This window comes from [Bacillus] caldolyticus, assembly GCF_003595605.1.
Lineage (GTDB): Bacteria > Bacillota > Bacilli > Bacillales > Anoxybacillaceae > Geobacillus > Geobacillus thermoleovorans.
This window is the reverse complement of the sequence record NZ_CP025074.1, coordinates 318,871-334,998: the sequence shown is the minus strand read 5'-3', so window position 1 is coordinate 334,998 and position 16,128 is coordinate 318,871. Positions and strand designations below refer to the sequence as shown.

Genomic DNA, 16,128 nt, shown 5'->3' with positions numbered 1-16,128 from the left:
TCGTGCATGATGATATGATTGTAGCATGACACTCTCGTGAACGAAAGGAGCGGGATCCATGGCTGCAAAGAAACAAGCAGCAGACCGATATGGTTCCGTCTGGGAGGTCGCAATTACGGCGCTTCGCCTCGGCTTGACGTCATTTGGCGGACCGGTGGCCCATCTTGGCTATTTTTACGAAGAATACGTCAAACGAAAGAAATGGATTGACGAGAAAACGTATGCCGATTTGGTCGCTTTATGCCAATTTCTCCCTGGTCCGGCAAGCAGCCAGGTCGGCATCGGCATCGGACTGATGCGCGCCGGCGTCTGGGGGGCGTTGGTAGCGTGGCTTGGGTTTACGTTGCCGTCGGCGGTCGCCCTCAGCCTGGTTGCTGTTTGGCTGCAACACCATTCTTGGGGTGACGCCGGCTGGATGCACGGCTTGCTGTTGGCGGCCGTGGCGGTCGTAGCCCAAGCCGTATGGGAGATGGCGCGCAAATCCGCTGTTGGCCGCCTTGAGGCGACAATTGCGATCATAGCAGCCGTCGCCGTGCTTCTTGTGCCGGGCGCGTGGAGCCAAGTCGCCGTCATCGCCGCAGCAGGGGGCATTGGCGCTTTTGGATTGCGAAGAAAAAACGTCGCCCTTTCCTCATCTGTGGCAGGCATTCCGCCTTTTATTCGCCGTTCCACTGGTGTAACGCTGCTTTTGCTGTTTGCTGTGCTGCTTGTTGCGCTGCCGCTTGTTCGCGCTTGGGTTTCTTCACCACTTTGGGCGCTGTTTGACAGCTTTTACCGCGCCGGGGCGCTCGTGTTTGGCGGCGGGCATGTCGTGCTGCCGCTTTTGGAAGCGGAAGTGGTGCCGCAAGGATGGATCACCGCCAGCCAGTTTTTAGCCGGCTACAGCGCCGCGCAAGCTGTTCCGGGGCCGCTGTTTACTTTTGCCGCGTACATCGGAATGGCTGCGTTCGGTTGGAAAGGGGTGCTCGTGGCTGCGGCAGCAATTTTTCTCCCGTCTTTTTTGCTTGTGCTCGGCTCGTTTCCGTTTTGGCACTGGCTTCGCCATCAGCCGCGCTTCCAAGCGGCGCTTGCCGGCATGAACGCCGCTGTCGTCGGGATTTTGCTCGCGGCTCTGTACGATCCGATTTGGACGCAAGCGGTGAAAGGACCGGTTGATCTAGCATTTGTCCTCGGCGCTTTTCTTCTCCTTGCCATTTGGAAGTGGCCGGCGTGGGCGGTTGTTCTTGTTTCGTTTGTCGGCGGAGGGCTGCGCGCTTGGCTCGGCTGATCGCGCCAAACACCATTCGTTACCGTCCAATGGACAACGGCGCTTTCTGCTTTGCCCCTGCAATGGACGGCAAATGCAAATAGACGTACAGTTCGATCAGCAGCAGCGCCAGCCAAGAAAAATGCTATGAGAAAATGGATGGTTACAATAGCAGGCGGGAGGTCAAACCAGAAAACAAGGGTGTCGAGTGCGATCTGCGCCGCAAGCCAGCCGCCGCCAACCGTCGTGGCGAGCACGATGGCGTCGATCGTCAACCTCGTTTCCTTACTGGCCGGTGTCAGTGTATTAGTGATGAGTTTGATCAAATGGTTTTCGTTTGCATGGACGCAATACCGAGGCGGCAGAAACAAAAGAGCGCCGGCAGGGCGTAGGGCTGTGCGCTGAAAGGAAAGCTCACCGCCTGATCCGCAGGTGTATATAGGCAAAAAGGAGGGGAAATCGGATGAAGTGGGTATGGATGCTGCTCGCTCTAACGGCCGGAATGGCTGTCTCCGTACAGGCAGGAGTGAACGGCGGCCTCGGCAAGCGGGTTGGTGTGTTGGAAGGGGCGTTCGTGTCATTTTTAATCGGAACGATCGTCTTATTTTTAGTGCAGTTGTTTTTCGGAAAAGGCGAGCTGCTGGCTATGTTTTCCGTGCCAAAATGGCAGCTGATCGGCGGCATTCTCGGCGCCTTTTATGTGTTTGTTATGGTGCTGATCGTTCCGAAAGTCGGCGTTGCCAATTCATTGGCGGCGGTGATCGCCGGCCAGCTCGTCATGAGCTCGATCATTGATCACTTCGGATTATTTGGGGGACAGCGCATTCCGTTTGACATGACGCGCCTCGCTGCTATAGCCTGTTTGTTTTTGGCGCTTTGGCTTTTTTTTCGCAAATGAACTACAGGACCGGCCAAGTTGGTTTAGTTTTCCGTGAACCGCTCATACTAACAACAGCATGATCGACTTGAAAGGAAGCGGATCAAAGTGAAACAGCTTTGCGACGATTGTCATCCCAGCCGATTTCTCAGCCAAATTGGCTACTGTAATCGAGGAACGTCCCAAAAGGGCAGTTATTTACTATTATGAAAACGATAAACGAAAATTAAACCCTTGGCTGCCGTTTACCTACGCCATTGACATCATGCGCGAGGTGGTCGGCGGGATCGTATGGGAACGTGTTGAGCATGACGTCAAGCGGCTTCTCTTGTTTGCCGTTGCCGCCCTTTTGGCCGGGCTTGTGTTGAAAGGCCCGTTAAGCCCGTGGATGCGCGTGCTGAAAGAGAAAGCCGCTCTAAGCGGGTTGTTTCATTGAAACATTTTCTCTATTTTCTTTTGGAAGCATCTGCTACAATAGGGACGAGAGCGTTGCTTCCTGTTCAATGACCCCGTAGGATGCATGCTTCTCGTTTTGCGAGATGAGAGAACCAATGGCGGGGAAAAGGGGAGAGAATTGTGTCGATCCGTCGACTGCTTGGTGTTGCGTTCCTTTTTTTGGCGATTTCGATGTTTATCGAGCAAATGTGGTGGGTCGGGGGAATTTGTTTCTTGATTGGAATTGGAATGACTGCGAAGAGTCCAATCGATCGAAAGTGGAGGAAAAAGAAGCATATATGGTAAACATCGAGAGTGATATGAATCAAACAAGGGTCAGACAGCATGATGTGCAGTTGATGAAAAAAGCAGAACAGTTTATCATGGCAAGCTATCGGGAGCTTGGAAAAAGTGAGCAAGAAATGAAGCGGCGGTTGAACGAAATCCGTTGGGAAGTAGAACAAACCGGAACATACCGCCATACGTACGAAGAGATCAGCTACGGGGCTAAGATGGCTTGGCGCCACAGCAACCGTTGCATCGGCCGCTTGTTTTGGCAATCGCTCTATGTCATTGATGCGAGAGAGGCGGTTACCGTAGACGAGGTTTTTTCTTATCTATTCCATCATATTGAGTTTGCGACCAATGGCGGGAAAATCCGGCCGACGATCACGATCTTCCGTCCAAATGGGGAAGTGCGCATTTGGAATCATCAACTGATTCGTTATGCCGGTTATGAAACCGAAGAAGGGATCATCGGCGACTCATCCTCCCTCACTTTCACCCGCGCCTGTGAACAGCTTGGGTGGAAGGGGGAAAAAACGCCTTTTGACGTGTTGCCCTTGGTGATCCAGGTAGGCAGCCAGAAGCCTGTTTGGACACCGATCCCTAAAGAATTGGTGCTTGAGGTGCCAATTGAACATCCGGAGTTTCCGTGGTTTCGCGATCTGCAGTTAAAATGGTACGCGGTCCCGATTATTTCAGATATGTGTCTAGAAATTGGCGGCATTCGCTATATGGCAGCACCGTTTAACGGGTGGTACATGGGTACGGAGATTGGAGCCCGCAATTTTGCCGATGATTATCGCTACAACATGCTTCCGAAAGTGGCCTCTTGCATGGGGCTTGACACCAACTCCAACGCATCATTATGGAAAGACAAGGCGTTGGTCGAATTGAATATCGCTGTTTTGTATTCCTACAAAAAGGCGGGCGTCAGCATCGTTGACCATCATACCGCCGCGCGCCAATTTCAGTTGTTTGAACAGCAAGAGAAAGCAGCCGGCCGCCATGTCACCGGCGATTGGACATGGCTGATTCCGCCTCTTTCTCCGGCGACAACGCACATTTTTCACCGAACGTATGACAACACGACCATGTTGCCCAACTTTTTCTATCAGGACCGTCCATACGAACAACAAAGGGGAGAGGAACAATGACCGTCATCATCCGCATGCGCGATGTGTCATGGGCAAGAGGAGGGCGCATGATTTTGCGTGATATCAACTGGGAGGTGAAAGAAGGCGAGCAATGGGCGATTCTTGGCCTAAACGGCTCCGGGAAAACATCGCTTCTCAATATCGTCACCGGCTATCAGTACCCGACGCGCGGGGATGTTGAAGTATTGGGCTATCGGTTTGGACAGGCGAGCTTGTGGGAATTGCGCCGGCATATCGGGTTTGTGAGCAGCTCGCTTGATCAGTTTTATGATACCTTGCAAGCCGAAACAGTCGAAGATATTGTCATCAGCGGCAAGTTTGCAACGATTGGCCTGTACGATGCCGTCACTGAGGACGATCGGTCCAAAGCGCAATCGTTAATCGAGTCTTTCCGCCTCGAAGCTGTCCAAGAAAAGCGGTACGCAACGTTGTCGCAAGGAGAAAAGCGAAAAACATTGATCGCCCGAGCGTTGATGGCGAATCCGAAGCTGCTCATTTTGGACGAGCCGACGGTCGGCCTTGATTTATTGGCCCGCGAAGAAATTTTAGCATTGATCGGACAGATCGTCACTCAGCCGTGCCATCTCTTATACGTCACCCATTATATCGAAGAAATCGTCGACTCCATTACCCATGTCTTGCTTTTGCAAGACGGGCGCATCCTTGCGGCTGGCCAAAAAGAGGAAGTGTTAACCGACGAGCGGCTTTCAGAAGCGTTTCGCCTTCCGATCCGCGTTCATTGGGAAGACGGCCGGCCGTGGGTGTCCGTCCATCGGTAGGGCGGCCGTTGGCAGCCGTTCCTAGGCCGACTGCCTCAACATACCGTGCACCCAAGAAGGTCAACCGCTATTTTTTGATAGACCGCATTGGTCCAGCCGAACCCTTTTTGCGAAGGGTAGCGGCCGATGGTGCGGATGCTCATGTCGACCACATTATATTTTTCGTACATGTTGCCAGTTTCCAAATACACTTTGGTGCAAAGCCGAATCCATCGCCGGGCGATCTCTTGCGCTTCAAGGTCATAGCCGTAGTTTTGCAACCCTTTGATGACAATCCAGTGAAGCGGGGCCCAGCCGTTCGGAAAATCCCATTGAAATCCGGTTTGGACATTGGAGGCAGCCAATCCGCCGGGTTGAAGGAACAAAGGTAAATGCCGGACGACTTTCGCTGCTTGCTGTTTAGAGGCCGCCCGAGCCCATAACGGATAAAAAGCAGCCAACGAATAATAGCAGTGCTGCCGCCCGTTGAGGAAATGAAAATCAAAATACATGCCAAACGACTCGTTCCATAAATATTGATTCATCAAGTCTTTTCGCCGCTTAGCCGCCTGCTCCCATTGTTCCGCTTCGCCGTTTAAAGCTAAAAGGCGGGCAAACGCCGCTAAATCGGTTTCGTACTATAAAGCAAAGCGTTGAGATCCACCGGAATGAAATAGCCGCATTGCCGGTGAAAACGGCCTGTATAGTCCCAACCGGACTCCGCCTCGACCCTTTCATGCCAAAACGCAGGTGGGATATACATTTCGTCAAAATGGAGATACGCCTCCCCCTTTACCCGCAGCATCGACTCAAGCCGATCGTAATATTTATTGAGGCCGATCTGGGGATGATAGTGAGTGGTTTCGTCCATCCAGACTTCTTTGTATTCGATTTTGGCCCATTCGTAAGCGGAGCGGAGCCACTCTTTGTCTCCGCGCCATACCTCCTCGATCATCGACGTCAATAACGGAGGCTGGGAACGGCTTAAGTGGGCCAGTTCGGAACTGTTTGGAATGATTCCAAACGTTTTCAACTCGTAAAAGAAGTTGTTGACGATGTTGCGGGCGAGTTCGTGCAGCCTTGAAATGTTCAGTCCCAATATAATGAAATAGCTGTCCCAGTAAAAGAGCTGCTGGTACACCCCGCCGGGAACGACGTATGGAAACGGAAGGGAAAACAGTTCTCCTTTGGAGTAAGGCGAGCTTGTTTTGACCAATTGTTCCCACCGTTGGTGAATGGAAGAAAACACATGCTCTACGGCTGGATCCGGGCAAATGACCGTGATGTCCGGAAGCTCAATCGGCAACGGCTGTCCCTCCATGGGAATGGTCTATATGGCTATGTATATGGCCAAAACGACCCGGTCATGCCGCCAATCGAGTGCACGGCGATGGCAGAGGAAGAAAACGGAAGCCGAGCAACAAGGGCCACCGAACAAGGACGCCCTTGTTGCCACTTTTTCAAAACGCGCGGTCAACCGGCGGAAAATCAATATCATCCGCCGTTTGGCGGCTGTCAGCTGGCGTGACTTCCATGACCGGCGGCCGACCGTTTTCAAAACCGCGGGCGATGTCGCGAATCGGGCTCATTTCATCGGGAACGCCAATTCCCGGGGTATAGCGCGGCAGGCTGGAAGTGGCGCCGCGTTCTTCCCAAGGCTCTCTCATGAATCAACACCTCCATATTCTCAGTATGGCCATTGATGGAGGCCGTATAAATGGAAATCAAATCCTTTCCCGCCAATTTCTTTTGTGGAGCCCTGTCATCTGTTGTAGGCATACTATGGATGACAATATGGGCAACAGGAGGGAAGGAACTCAATGCAGTTCGGGAAAGATGCGATCGAAGCGATTTGGCGCCGCCAGTGCGGAGCGTGGGAGCGGAGCGATGCGGCATGTGTCCAATCATTTTTGGTGGAATGTTTACAACATGACCTTGATCCGCAAGACGGGCTCAATTGGATCATTGAGCACCGCACCCAGCTTTCTGACGCCGATGCAGTGGTGGACGCGGCACTCCGTTGGGTGAATGAACATACGTCCACTGGCTCCCCGGTGTCAGGAATCGGAGCGGAACAACAAGAGTGAGGCGGCGAACAGGAAAGGGCGGAACGAAGGATGGTATGGGTCATCAAAACAAAACACGAAAATGACCAAGGGGAGACGGTGGGGCTGGAGCTTGAGAGCGAAGATGGCTGGCTTGACGCCAACGTCCGCTGGGACGGATGCATGGAAATTCACTTGTACTTGGTGACGGAGGAAGGCCGCGAACTGAGCGATACGCTCCATACGTGCGATTTGCAGGGGCTGATCGAGCGGTTGCAGTCATTGGATTCCGTGTGTCGATCGTTCTTTTTCCAAATTTCAGGACAGGGGAGCTGATGAAGGCCGAACCGCCGGCAGCGCCGCTGACCTCATCGATGAATGAACGAGGAGCCAAAACCGAGGCTCCTCTTTTTTCCTGAACGGCATGGTGTTCATTGAAGGAAGGAGACGCGTTAGGAGGGGAAGCAGGCTCGATTGCCGTTGGCTTCGTCTTTGTTTGGAAGTGCAGGCTTTTCCGATTAGGGGTATAAAAATGTTTAAAATATTCTAAATGTGATGTATAATAAAAGAAACAACATACTAACCGGTTGGTATATCGTCTGTTGAAAACGGATTCAGAAGCGGATCGAAAGGTGGGAAGATCATGAGGCTAAAAGGAAAAGCGGCGATTGTCACCGGCGGCGCGAGCGGCATCGGCCGGGCGACGGCGATTCGCTTTGCGGAAGAAGGCGCCAAAGTGGCGGTGAGCGACATCAATGAGGAAGGAGGGGAAGAAACGGTCCGCCTGATTCAGGAAAAAGGAGGGGAGGCGATTTTTGTCCAGACGGATGTCGCCGATTCCAAGCAAGTGAGCCGCCTTGTCCAAACGGCGGTTGATGCTTTTGGCGGCCTACATATTCTCTTTAACAATGCCGGCATCGGCCATTCGGAAGTGCGGAGCACCGACTTGTCTGAAGAAGAGTGGGACCGGGTCATCAACGTTAATTTGAAAGGAGTGTTCCTTGGCATCAAATACGCGGTGCCCGTGATGAAGCAATGCGGTGGCGGGGCCATTGTCAACACATCGAGCCTGCTTGGAATCAAAGGGAAAAAGTACGAATCGGCCTACAACGCCTCGAAGGCCGGGGTGATTTTGCTGACGAAAAATGCGGCATTGGAATATGGGAAGTTTAACATTCGCGTCAATGCCATTGCACCGGGGGTCATTGATACGAACATCATCACGCCGTGGAAACAAGATGAGCGCAAATGGCCGATCATTTCGAAAGCGAACGCCCTCGGCCGCATCGGGACGCCAGAGGAAGTGGCGAACGCGGTGTTGTTTTTGGCGTCCGATGAAGCGTCGTTTATCACCGGCGCGACATTGTCGGTCGACGGCGGCGGGCTGACGTTTTAGACGTCGGACGGCTGATACGGGGCAACGGATGAAAACAAAGGTCGCACAAACGAGAGGGGAGAGGAAACGATGCGTTTTGCCAATACCGTCGCTGTGATTACTGGAGGGGGAAGCGGCATTGGCCGGGCGACGGCCGTCCGCCTGGCTCAGGAAGGGGCGACTGTCGTGCTTGTCGGCCGCACAGCCGTCAAACTGGAAGAAACGGTGCAAGACATCACGCGTCTTGGGGTGCCAGGGGTGGCCGATCGGTTTGCGGCCGATGTCACGGACCGCGAACAAGTGCGCGCCTTGGCCGCATACGTCCAAAATCGGTACGGCGACTTGCATGTGCTCGTCAACAATGCCGGCATTTCGACCCATACGAAATGGCTCGAGCTCACCGAACAAGAGTGGGATGATGTGCAGCGCGTCAATATGAAAAGCGTCTTTCTTGTCTCGCAAACGCTCGCTCCGCTGATGATCGAAGGGGCAAAACGCGAGCGCGCCAATCGGGCGATTGTGAACGTAGCGTCATTGTCCGGCCATCAGGCCGGGGCGGAAATTCCGCACTACAGCGCGGCGAAAGCAGGGGTCATCAACTTGACCAAATCGCTCGCTTTGGAGCTGGCGCCGTATGGCATCCGCGTCAATTCCGTCTCGCCCGGTTTTGTCGAGACGCCGCTTACCGAGCGCGGACTGCAAAACGAGCGGTTTGTGAAAGCCATCGAGCGCAACACCGCCTTAGGCCGGGTGGGAGCGCCGGAAGAGATCGCCAACGTCATTGCGTTTCTTGCCTCTTCGGAAGCGTCGTACATGACCGGCTCTGATGTGTTGGTCGATGGCGGATGGCTCATCAAATGAAACTGAAAAGTCCAAAATGGAAAAGGAGAGGAAAGGAATATGGAAACCTCGCATTTGCTTGTGGAACAATCCGGTTCTGTATTATGGTTGACGCTGAATCGCCCGGAGCGGCTCAATGCCTTCAGCCCGGAGATGATTGCCGGACTGACGGATGAAATCGAACGCGCCGCGGCGGATGATGCCGTCCGCGTCATCGTCTTATCCGGCGCTGGGCGGGCGTTTTGCGCCGGCGGGGATGTGAAAACGATGGGTCAGTCGAGCGCCCCGCAGGCGTATGAGCATATCGGCCGACTCAACCGGCTCATTTTGGCGATGAAATCATGCGAGAAACCGATCATGGCCGCCGTGCACGGCGTGGCGGCCGGAGCTGGGTTCAATTTGGCGCTGGCTTGCGATGTGATCCTCGCGGCCGAAGACAGTCAATTCATTTTGAGCTTTGCGAAAGTTGGCCTTGTCTCGGACGGCGGCGGGTCGTATTGGCTGCCGCGGCTTGTCGGTCCGCATTTGGCGAAACAGTTTTTCTTCACCGCCGATCCGATTTCAGCCCGTCGCCTGTATGAATTGGGCGTCCTAAGCGAGGTCGTCCCAGCTGAGAAACTGCGCGAGGCGACAGAATCGCTCGCCTCGAAGCTGGCGGGTGGGCCCACGAAAGCCATCGGAAAACAAAAACGGCTGATTGAACACGCGCTGACCGCGACACTCGAGGAGATTCTCGAAGAAGAGCGTCTCGTTCAAGGGTTGATGGTGGAAACCGAAGACCATCGCGAAGGGGTGACGGCGTTTAAAGAGAAACGGAGCCCGGTGTTCCAAGGAAAATAAGCGAGTGGCAGTGCCGAAAGAGCGTTGCACCCTGTTTCTCCATCAGCGGGAGACAGGGCGTATTTTGTTTTCACTTCGCCTCAAATGAAACAGCCCCCTTTCCAAATGGGGAAAAGGGGTGGCTGGTCGGGGAACGGTGCGATCAAACGTCAAAGCGCCCCTGCTTGATTCCGGATGGGTTCTGCGAGCAACTGATCCACGTCGTCGATCAACTCGTCAACATGGTCATACGGCGCATCCAGCTGCAGCATTTTCCGCAAGATCCTGCGGGCGTTCGAGGATAAGTCAAGTTCTTCTTCCCAGCTTTTTTCCTCGTCACTTATCGGTTCATAGGCAGAATACAATAAAAACAAGGTGAAGTGTCCAAGGGCATAGAAATCGCTTCGTGGATGCGGTTTGCGCCGCAGCCGCTTTTCCAGCGGGTCGTCATCGCGGAAATCCACCGGTTCGCCGATGCGGCAGGCCAAGCCGAAATCGATGATCGCCACCGTTCCATCGCGCCAAATGATGTTCGGGATGCGCAAATCGCGATGGACGATGCCGAAAGCATGGACGTGCCGGACGACCTCAAGCACCTCCTTTAACAATCGAAACGCCTCTTGTTCCGTGTACTTGGCTTCCAGCTTGAAAATCCGGTCTTCCACCGTTTCTCCGTCGATATACTCCATCACGAGATGCGGCTGTCCGCGCTCCACAAACCGATCATACAGCCTCGGAATTTGCGGGTGGCGCAGGCGGGCGAGCACGTCAGCTTCGCGCCGAAGCAAGCGGCGGCCGTCTTCTCCTTTTGTCCGCCGCGCTTGTTTGATGACGACAAGACGGCCTGTCAGGTGATCGCACCCTTTGTAGGCGATGCCGTAGCTTCCCATCCCGAGCTCTTCGATGACTTCATAGCGGCCATGAAGTATAGTTCCGTTCCGATGCGGCCGGTCAAACCAGCGGGCGATGAGCGGATGGCGTTCGAACAAACGTTTCATCAGCTGCCGAAGAAGCTCGAGAAGAAACTGCCGCTGTGATGTTTCTTTTTGTAGTGATGGTGTCCGTACTGGGACGGGTGATGGTGCGAGTGATACGTCGGGTTGTAATAATGGTGGTCGCTGCTGCTGTAATGTTTATGGTAGTGCGACGGATGATGGGGATGGTCGAAAAGTGCTTTTAGCCATTTTTTCAACATCGCGATCGCTCCTTTGCGATAGATTTACCTATATATACGAGGCAATGAGAAGGAAGTTTCAGACTTCAAAGATGAAAAAGAAACCGCCAGGGGCATTAGCCCCTAGCGCGGTGTGGCAACCTCATTCCTTTTTTTCGTTCAACGCCTGCTTGAGCAGCTCCCCTAAACTCGTGCCAAACGATTCGTTGGCCGGGCTGTATTTTTTGAGAAGCGCCCGTTCGCTGCCTTTTGCGGCGATGCGTTTGGTCTCGTCCGCTTTTTCGACAATATTGCACGGGCGGCATTGGAAATACATCCCTGCTTTTCCTTCATGCATTTCCATGCGCCGGTGGCATTGCGGACAGCGGCGGTTCGACAGTTTCGGGTCGCGCCGGCGGCGGTAGCGGCACGCTAAGTTCGAGCAGACAAGCATCCGTCCGTCTTTCGTTTTCCGCTCTTTTAAAAGCGCGCCGCATTCTGGGCATGTGAGATTTGTGAGGTTTGGCGCTTTGTATACCTGCTCGCTCTGCTTGATTTCGGCGACAAGCGTTTCGGTTTGCCGGCGGATGTTGGCCAAAAATTGTTGTGGATTTCCTTTCCCGCGGGCGATCGCCTCCAGCTCCCGCTCCCAGCGGGCGGTCAATTCCGGCGATTTCAGCTCTTCATTGACGAGCTCAATCAGCTGTTTCCCTTTTTTCGTCGGATAAAACCGTCCGTCTTTTCGCTCGACTACTTCGGTTTCAACCAGCCGTTCGATGATGTCCGCTCTTGTCGCCGGCGTGCCGAGCCCGTATTTCTCCATTTGCGCGAGCAAATCAGCTTCCGAATAACGGGCGGGCGGTTCGGTGAACGATTGTTCCCTCTCAAGCTGCACCGATGGGAGCGTCTGACCTTCTGCGAGGTGTGACAACGTCGGTTTGGCATCCGTTTCTTCTTTGCCGAGAACCGCTTTAAATCCGAAGTTCACAACCGCCGTCTCCTTGGCGACAAACATTTCGCCGCCGATGTCAAAGACAGCTGTCGTCGTTTCGGATTCATACGGCGGGAAAAACAGCGCCAAAAAGCGACGGGCGATGAGATCATACAGCTTGCGCTCATCAGTCGACAGCCTGCTAAGGTTGAGCCGCTCATCCGTTGGAACGATGGCGTGATGATCGGTCACTTTGTCATCGTTAAATACCCGCTTGGCTGCTTTGGCTTTGCCTTTGGCAAGGAGCGGAGCGATGACGTCCTCATAACCGGATTTCATCGCCAACAACCGCTCGGTCATCGTCGCTTCCATATCGCTTGGCAAATAACGCGAATCGGTGCGCGGGTACGTGACGAGTTTGTGTTGTTCATACAGCCGCTGCAACACCGAGAGCGTCTTTTTCGCCGAAAAGCCAAACCGCTTGTTCGCATCCCGCTGCAGCTCGGTTAAATCATACGGCAGCGGGGCGGGCTCGCTTTTTCGTTTCCGCTTGACTGACACGACGCGCGCCGGCTGACCGTCAAGGCGGGCGATCAGCTGCTTCGCTTCGTCTTGGTCAAACAGACGATGTCCGCCATGCCGCTCCCATACGGCTGTGATGGACCCGATCTTGGCCCGAATTGTCCAATATGGCACGGGAACGAACGATTGGATCTCGCGTTCGCGCTCGATGATCATCGCAAGCGTCGGCGTCTGCACCCGCCCGGCTGAGAGCGGATCGTTGTATTTGGTCGTCAAGGCGCGTGAGACGTTTAACCCAATCAGCCAGTCGGCTTCCGCGCGGCAGACGGCCGATTGATACAGGCGTTCAAACTGCACCCCGGGCTTGAGTTGGCGGAAGCCGTCGCGGATGGCGCGGTCGGTTTGCGACGAAATCCATAGCCGCCAAATCGGCTTCGTCCAACCGATCATCTCTAAAATCCAGCGCGCCACCAGTTCCCCCTCGCGGCCCGCGTCGGTCGCGATGATGACATCTTTCACATCCGGTCGTTTCGCCAACCGTTCAATGGCGCGAAACTGGTGGCTTGTTTGCCGAATGACTTTCAAGCCCATTTTCTTTGGGATGATCGGCAAGTCCTCCAGCCGCCATGTTTCGTATTTTCGGTCGTAGTCTTCCGGCATCTTCAGCTCCACTAAATGGCCGAGCGCCCAGGTGACAATGTGCTGCTTTCCTTCAAAATAATGTTTATGCGCTTGCTTGCAGCCGAGCACGCGGGCGATGTCGCGGGCGACGCTCGGCTTTTCCGCTAACACGAGCGATTTCATCGATAAACCCCTTTCTGTCGTCTCTACATGAGCACAGTCTGCTTCTTAAGTATAAAGGAAGAAGGAAAAAGACGCATCCGTCAAGGTTTGTCTCCTTGGCGGGACAAGACGCCTTGGCGTGGCGCAAAGCTGCATCTCCACACTTTCTGCACATTTGCCAAATAAAATAGTAAAATTGAAATGACACTCGGGCTTGATGGATGAGGAGAGGAATCCGTGCGAAAACTGTCATGGAAACTCGGCATGCTGTTTTTTGCCTTTGTCTTGGCCATTGAAATGGTGCTGTTCGTTTCCCTCTACGCTACGCTCGTCCATGCGCGCATCGAGGAAGAATTCGCGCAGCTTTTGGCGCGCGGAAACAGCCACCGCAATGTATTGGAAAAAAATTACGATCGAACGACGTTGGCGCATGTCGTGATGATGGAATCAGAGGCGGAAACCGATGTCGCCATCACGGACGCCCGGCGCCGAATTGTATCGGCATCTAGCGGCATTGTTCCGTTTGCCAAGCGCATCATTCCTTTAACGAACGGCCGTCATATTCCCCGCCGGGGAATGATGGTCGAAACCGACTGGAAGCGGGCGTCGCATATCGCTGCCGTCAGCCCGATTCAAATCGGGGGGGAAACAAGGGGATATGTGTATATGTTTCAAGACACCCGCTCGATCCGGACGATGGTGTATAAACTGAAGCATCATTTTATTGTCGTTGGCGTGCTGTCGGTGGCGATCACCGTGTTGACCATCGCCTTTTTCTCCCGCGCCATTACGATGCCGCTCCTTCGCATGAAGCGAGCGACCGAAGCGCTCAGCCGGGGGGATTTTTCCGTCCGCCTCGAGATGAAAGGCAACGACGAGCTGGCGCAACTCGGGAGAGCGATTCAAACGCTGGCCAACGATTTGGCGTATTTGAAACAAGAGCGGAGCGAATTTTTAGCGAGCATCTCTCACGAATTGCGCACGCCGCTGACGTATGTGAAAGGATACGCCGACATTGCTAGGCGTCCGCATCTGTCTGAGGAACAACGGGCGAACTATATGGCGATCATTTACGAAGAAGCGGAAAAGATCGAAAAGATGGTCAAAGATTTGTTTGAATTAGCCAAACTGGAGCAACACTCGTTCCAGATTGAAAAGCAACCGACAAATCTTTGTTCGTTTTTGACAAAATTGTGTGAAAAACTGCGCCCCGCGTTTCAGGAAAAATCGTTGTCGCTTGTGTGCCAGTGCCCCGGTTCGGTCATGGCTGCGATTGATCGGCAGCGGTTCGAGCAAGTGATGATCAATGTGCTTGACAATGCACGAAAGTACGCGTTTTCTGGCACGACGGTGGCCGTCGCCGTTCACCTTCAAAAGCAAGGAATCGTCATTGCCGTATCCGATGAAGGAACCGGCATTCCGCCGGAAGATGTGCCCCGGATTTTCGAGCGGTTTTATCGGGTTGACAAATCGCGGTCGCGGACAAGCGGCGGGACCGGACTCGGTTTGGCGATTGCCAAAGAAATCGTCGAGGCGCACGGGGGAACGATCGCTGCTCGAAGCGAACAAGGAAAAGGAACGACCATCCTCATTACGCTGCCGGAGGGATAACGATGTATACCTTGCTGTTGGTTGATGATGAAGAGCGGATGCTCGATTTATTGGAATTGTATTTAGCGCCGAACGGCTACCGTTGCGTGAAACGGCGTTCAGGGGCGGAAGCCATTGACTATTTGCGGCGCCATCACGCCGATTTGGTGCTGCTTGATGTCATGATGCCAGAACTAGACGGATGGGAAACGTGCCGCCGCATTCGATCGTTTTCGAATGTGCCGATCATGATGGTCACCGCTCGCGATGAGACGGCGGATATTGTCCAAGGATTGAAAATCGGAGCGGACGATTATGTGACGAAACCGTTTGACGAGGCGGAACTGCTTGCTCGCATTGAAGCGGTGCTGCGCCGTACAGCTGGCGGTCGTTCCGCCATTCGCGCGGCCGGGCTTGTATGGGACGAAGAGGAACATACGGTCCGCTACGAAGATAAGCCGATTGCGTTGACGCCGAAAGAATTTGCCATTTTGGGGCTGCTGTTAAAGCACCCGAATCAGGTGTTCAGCCGCGGGCAAATCATCGCATCGCTATGGGGCTATCTCGCTGATACGGAAGAGAGGACCGTTGACTCCCACATGAAAAACATCCGCGAAAAATTGCGGAAAGCGGGGTTCCCAGTGGACGACTATTTGCAGACGGTCTGGGGCGTCGGCTACAAATGGGAAGGGCGCAAGTCATAACCATTTTCGGAAAGAGAGGCGTTTGGGTCAAATGGAAGAACGGATGATTGAGTTCCTTCAAGCATACGGCGGAGCGGCGTACTTCTTGAGTCTAGCCTGCAATGTGGTGATCAGCGTGCTCGGAGTCGTCCCAAGCGCCTTTTTAACTGCCGCCAATTTGACCGTTTTCGGATTTTGGCCCGGCTTTTGGGTGTCGTTTGCCGGCGAGGCGATCGGAGCGGTCGTCTCGTTTGTCTTGTATCGAAAAGGACTTCGCCGATGGAGCGAGACGACATGGCTTTCCCATCCCAAGGTGAAGCCGTTGCTTCATGCAAGTGGCAAGGAGGCGTTTGGGCTTATTTTCGCGCTTCGACTGTTGCCGTTTGTGCCATCCGGGGCGGTGACGTTCGTTGCTGCCATCGGCCGCACGTCTCTTTCTGTGTTTGCAACGGCTAGCTCGCTCGGCAAGCTCCCGGCTTTATGGATGGAAGCGTATGCCGTCCATCAATTCCTCGAGGCCGCCTGGGCGGGCAAACTGATGCTCGCTGTTGCATCGATCGTTCTTTTGTGGTTCGTCTGGCGAAAGATAGGGCAAAAAGCAGCGGGGTGAAACAGCCCCCGCCCAAAAGGAC

17 protein-coding genes and 1 pseudogene are annotated in these 16,128 nt (G+C 54.0%); 13 read left to right on the top strand and 5 right to left on the bottom strand.

The window, feature by feature from the left end:
• Nucleotides 1-58 precede the first annotated feature (58 nt).
• The 5 genes from chrA to CWI35_RS01730 all read left to right on the top strand — a co-directional run bounded on the left by chrA (nucleotide 59) and on the right by CWI35_RS01730 (nucleotide 4,776).
• Nucleotides 59-1,267: a chromate efflux transporter gene (chrA, locus tag CWI35_RS01755; RefSeq protein ID WP_014195774.1), complete on the top strand. Its 1,209-nt coding sequence runs from the start codon at nucleotides 59-61 to the stop codon at nucleotides 1,265-1,267.
• A gap of 442 nt (nucleotides 1,268-1,709) precedes the next feature.
• Nucleotides 1,710-2,144: a DMT family transporter gene (locus tag CWI35_RS01745; RefSeq protein ID WP_014195776.1), complete on the top strand. Its 435-nt coding sequence runs from the start codon at nucleotides 1,710-1,712 to the stop codon at nucleotides 2,142-2,144.
• A 136-nt stretch (nucleotides 2,145-2,280) separates the two neighbouring features.
• Nucleotides 2,281-2,559 carry a hypothetical protein gene (locus tag CWI35_RS01740; RefSeq protein ID WP_014195778.1) on the top strand — a complete coding sequence of 93 codons (279 nt, stop codon included), beginning with the start codon at nucleotides 2,281-2,283 and terminating at the stop codon, nucleotides 2,557-2,559.
• Nucleotides 2,560-2,917: 358 nt separating this feature from the next.
• Nucleotides 2,918-3,997 (top strand): nitric oxide synthase oxygenase, encoded by a 1,080-nt coding sequence (locus tag CWI35_RS01735; RefSeq protein WP_276121548.1) that lies wholly within the window; start codon nucleotides 2,918-2,920, stop codon nucleotides 3,995-3,997.
• Nucleotides 3,994-4,776, top strand: a complete 783-nt coding sequence (locus CWI35_RS01730) for an ABC transporter ATP-binding protein (RefSeq protein WP_011231172.1) — start codon at nucleotides 3,994-3,996, stop codon at nucleotides 4,774-4,776. The genes CWI35_RS01735 and CWI35_RS01730 overlap by 4 nt, the downstream gene beginning before the upstream one ends.
• 35 nt (nucleotides 4,777-4,811) lie before the next feature.
• Here CWI35_RS01730 and CWI35_RS01725 read toward each other — a convergent pair.
• Both CWI35_RS01725 and CWI35_RS01720 read right to left on the bottom strand, forming a co-directional pair.
• Nucleotides 4,812-6,076, bottom strand: a pseudogene (locus CWI35_RS01725) (trehalase family glycosidase).
• Between the two features lie 139 nt (nucleotides 6,077-6,215).
• Nucleotides 6,216-6,422, bottom strand: coding sequence for a hypothetical protein (locus CWI35_RS01720; protein ID WP_011231175.1), 207 nt, complete (start codon nucleotides 6,420-6,422; stop codon nucleotides 6,216-6,218).
• Between the two features lie 153 nt (nucleotides 6,423-6,575).
• Here CWI35_RS01720 and CWI35_RS01715 point away from each other — a divergent pair, with 153 nt between their 5' ends.
• The 5 genes from CWI35_RS01715 (at nucleotide 6,576) to CWI35_RS01695 (ending at nucleotide 9,855) form a co-directional block, all read left to right on the top strand.
• A complete protein-coding gene (locus tag CWI35_RS01715) occupies nucleotides 6,576-6,842 on the top strand; it encodes a hypothetical protein (RefSeq protein WP_011231176.1) in 267 nt (88 codons plus the stop codon).
• Nucleotides 6,843-6,872: 30 nt separating this feature from the next.
• Complete coding sequence (locus tag CWI35_RS01710; RefSeq protein ID WP_011231177.1) at nucleotides 6,873-7,136, top strand: hypothetical protein; 264 nt, start codon at nucleotides 6,873-6,875, stop codon at nucleotides 7,134-7,136.
• A 307-nt stretch (nucleotides 7,137-7,443) separates the two neighbouring features.
• The gene (locus tag CWI35_RS01705) at nucleotides 7,444-8,196 is read left to right on the top strand and encodes an SDR family NAD(P)-dependent oxidoreductase (RefSeq protein WP_119877428.1); all 753 of its coding nucleotides are present in this window, start codon (nucleotides 7,444-7,446) and stop codon (nucleotides 8,194-8,196) included.
• Between the two features lie 69 nt (nucleotides 8,197-8,265).
• A complete protein-coding gene (locus CWI35_RS01700) occupies nucleotides 8,266-9,036 on the top strand; it encodes an SDR family NAD(P)-dependent oxidoreductase (RefSeq protein WP_014195784.1) in 771 nt (256 codons plus the stop codon).
• A 39-nt stretch (nucleotides 9,037-9,075) separates the two neighbouring features.
• On the top strand, nucleotides 9,076-9,855 hold the full coding sequence (locus CWI35_RS01695) for an enoyl-CoA hydratase/isomerase family protein (RefSeq protein WP_011231180.1): 780 nt from the start codon (nucleotides 9,076-9,078) through the stop codon (nucleotides 9,853-9,855).
• A gap of 149 nt (nucleotides 9,856-10,004) precedes the next feature.
• On the opposite strand, the gene CWI35_RS01690 is transcribed toward CWI35_RS01695, so the two are convergent.
• From CWI35_RS01690 to CWI35_RS01680, 3 genes are all read right to left on the bottom strand, one after another.
• The gene (locus tag CWI35_RS01690; RefSeq protein ID WP_014195786.1) at nucleotides 10,005-10,832 is read right to left on the bottom strand and encodes a serine/threonine protein kinase; all 828 of its coding nucleotides are present in this window, start codon (nucleotides 10,830-10,832) and stop codon (nucleotides 10,005-10,007) included.
• Nucleotides 10,832-11,029 (bottom strand): hypothetical protein, encoded by a 198-nt coding sequence (locus tag CWI35_RS01685; RefSeq protein WP_014195787.1) that lies wholly within the window; start codon nucleotides 11,027-11,029, stop codon nucleotides 10,832-10,834. The genes CWI35_RS01690 and CWI35_RS01685 overlap by 1 nt, the downstream gene beginning before the upstream one ends.
• A gap of 121 nt (nucleotides 11,030-11,150) precedes the next feature.
• A complete protein-coding gene (locus CWI35_RS01680) occupies nucleotides 11,151-13,244 on the bottom strand; it encodes a DNA topoisomerase III (RefSeq protein WP_119877427.1) in 2,094 nt (697 codons plus the stop codon).
• Nucleotides 13,245-13,460: 216 nt separating this feature from the next.
• On the opposite strand from CWI35_RS01680, the gene CWI35_RS01675 reads away from it, so the two are divergent.
• From CWI35_RS01675 to CWI35_RS01665, 3 genes are read left to right on the top strand one after another with little or no spacing between them, the layout of a single operon-like run.
• The gene (locus CWI35_RS01675) at nucleotides 13,461-14,834 is read left to right on the top strand and encodes a sensor histidine kinase (RefSeq protein ID WP_063211951.1); all 1,374 of its coding nucleotides are present in this window, start codon (nucleotides 13,461-13,463) and stop codon (nucleotides 14,832-14,834) included.
• 2 nt (nucleotides 14,835-14,836) lie between these two features.
• A complete protein-coding gene (locus CWI35_RS01670) occupies nucleotides 14,837-15,517 on the top strand; it encodes a response regulator transcription factor (RefSeq protein ID WP_095860215.1) in 681 nt (226 codons plus the stop codon).
• Between the two features lie 31 nt (nucleotides 15,518-15,548).
• Nucleotides 15,549-16,106 carry a TVP38/TMEM64 family protein gene (locus tag CWI35_RS01665; RefSeq protein WP_015374808.1) on the top strand — a complete coding sequence of 186 codons (558 nt, stop codon included), beginning with the start codon at nucleotides 15,549-15,551 and terminating at the stop codon, nucleotides 16,104-16,106.
• Nucleotides 16,107-16,128: the final 22 nt, after the last annotated feature.

Coding starts and splice junctions, on each gene's coding strand:
- chrA (WP_014195774.1), top strand. CDS start 59: ATGGCTGCAAAGAAACAAGCAGCAGACCGATATGGTTCCGTCTGGGAG.
- CWI35_RS01745 (WP_014195776.1), top strand. CDS start 1,710: ATGAAGTGGGTATGGATGCTGCTCGCTCTAACGGCCGGAATGGCTGTC.
- CWI35_RS01735 (WP_276121548.1), top strand. CDS start 2,918: ATGAAAAAAGCAGAACAGTTTATCATGGCAAGCTATCGGGAGCTTGGA.
- CWI35_RS01730 (WP_011231172.1), top strand. CDS start 3,994: ATGACCGTCATCATCCGCATGCGCGATGTGTCATGGGCAAGAGGAGGG.
- CWI35_RS01720 (WP_011231175.1), bottom strand. CDS start 6,422: ATGAGAGAGCCTTGGGAAGAACGCGGCGCCACTTCCAGCCTGCCGCGC.
- CWI35_RS01715 (WP_011231176.1), top strand. CDS start 6,576: ATGCAGTTCGGGAAAGATGCGATCGAAGCGATTTGGCGCCGCCAGTGC.
- CWI35_RS01710 (WP_011231177.1), top strand. CDS start 6,873: ATGGTATGGGTCATCAAAACAAAACACGAAAATGACCAAGGGGAGACG.
- CWI35_RS01705 (WP_119877428.1), top strand. CDS start 7,444: ATGAGGCTAAAAGGAAAAGCGGCGATTGTCACCGGCGGCGCGAGCGGC.
- CWI35_RS01700 (WP_014195784.1), top strand. CDS start 8,266: ATGCGTTTTGCCAATACCGTCGCTGTGATTACTGGAGGGGGAAGCGGC.
- CWI35_RS01695 (WP_011231180.1), top strand. CDS start 9,076: ATGGAAACCTCGCATTTGCTTGTGGAACAATCCGGTTCTGTATTATGG.
- CWI35_RS01690 (WP_014195786.1), bottom strand. CDS start 10,832: ATGAAACGTTTGTTCGAACGCCATCCGCTCATCGCCCGCTGGTTTGAC.
- CWI35_RS01685 (WP_014195787.1), bottom strand. CDS start 11,029: ATGTTGAAAAAATGGCTAAAAGCACTTTTCGACCATCCCCATCATCCG.
- CWI35_RS01680 (WP_119877427.1), bottom strand. CDS start 13,244: ATGAAATCGCTCGTGTTAGCGGAAAAGCCGAGCGTCGCCCGCGACATC.
- CWI35_RS01670 (WP_095860215.1), top strand. CDS start 14,837: ATGTATACCTTGCTGTTGGTTGATGATGAAGAGCGGATGCTCGATTTA.
- CWI35_RS01665 (WP_015374808.1), top strand. CDS start 15,549: ATGGAAGAACGGATGATTGAGTTCCTTCAAGCATACGGCGGAGCGGCG.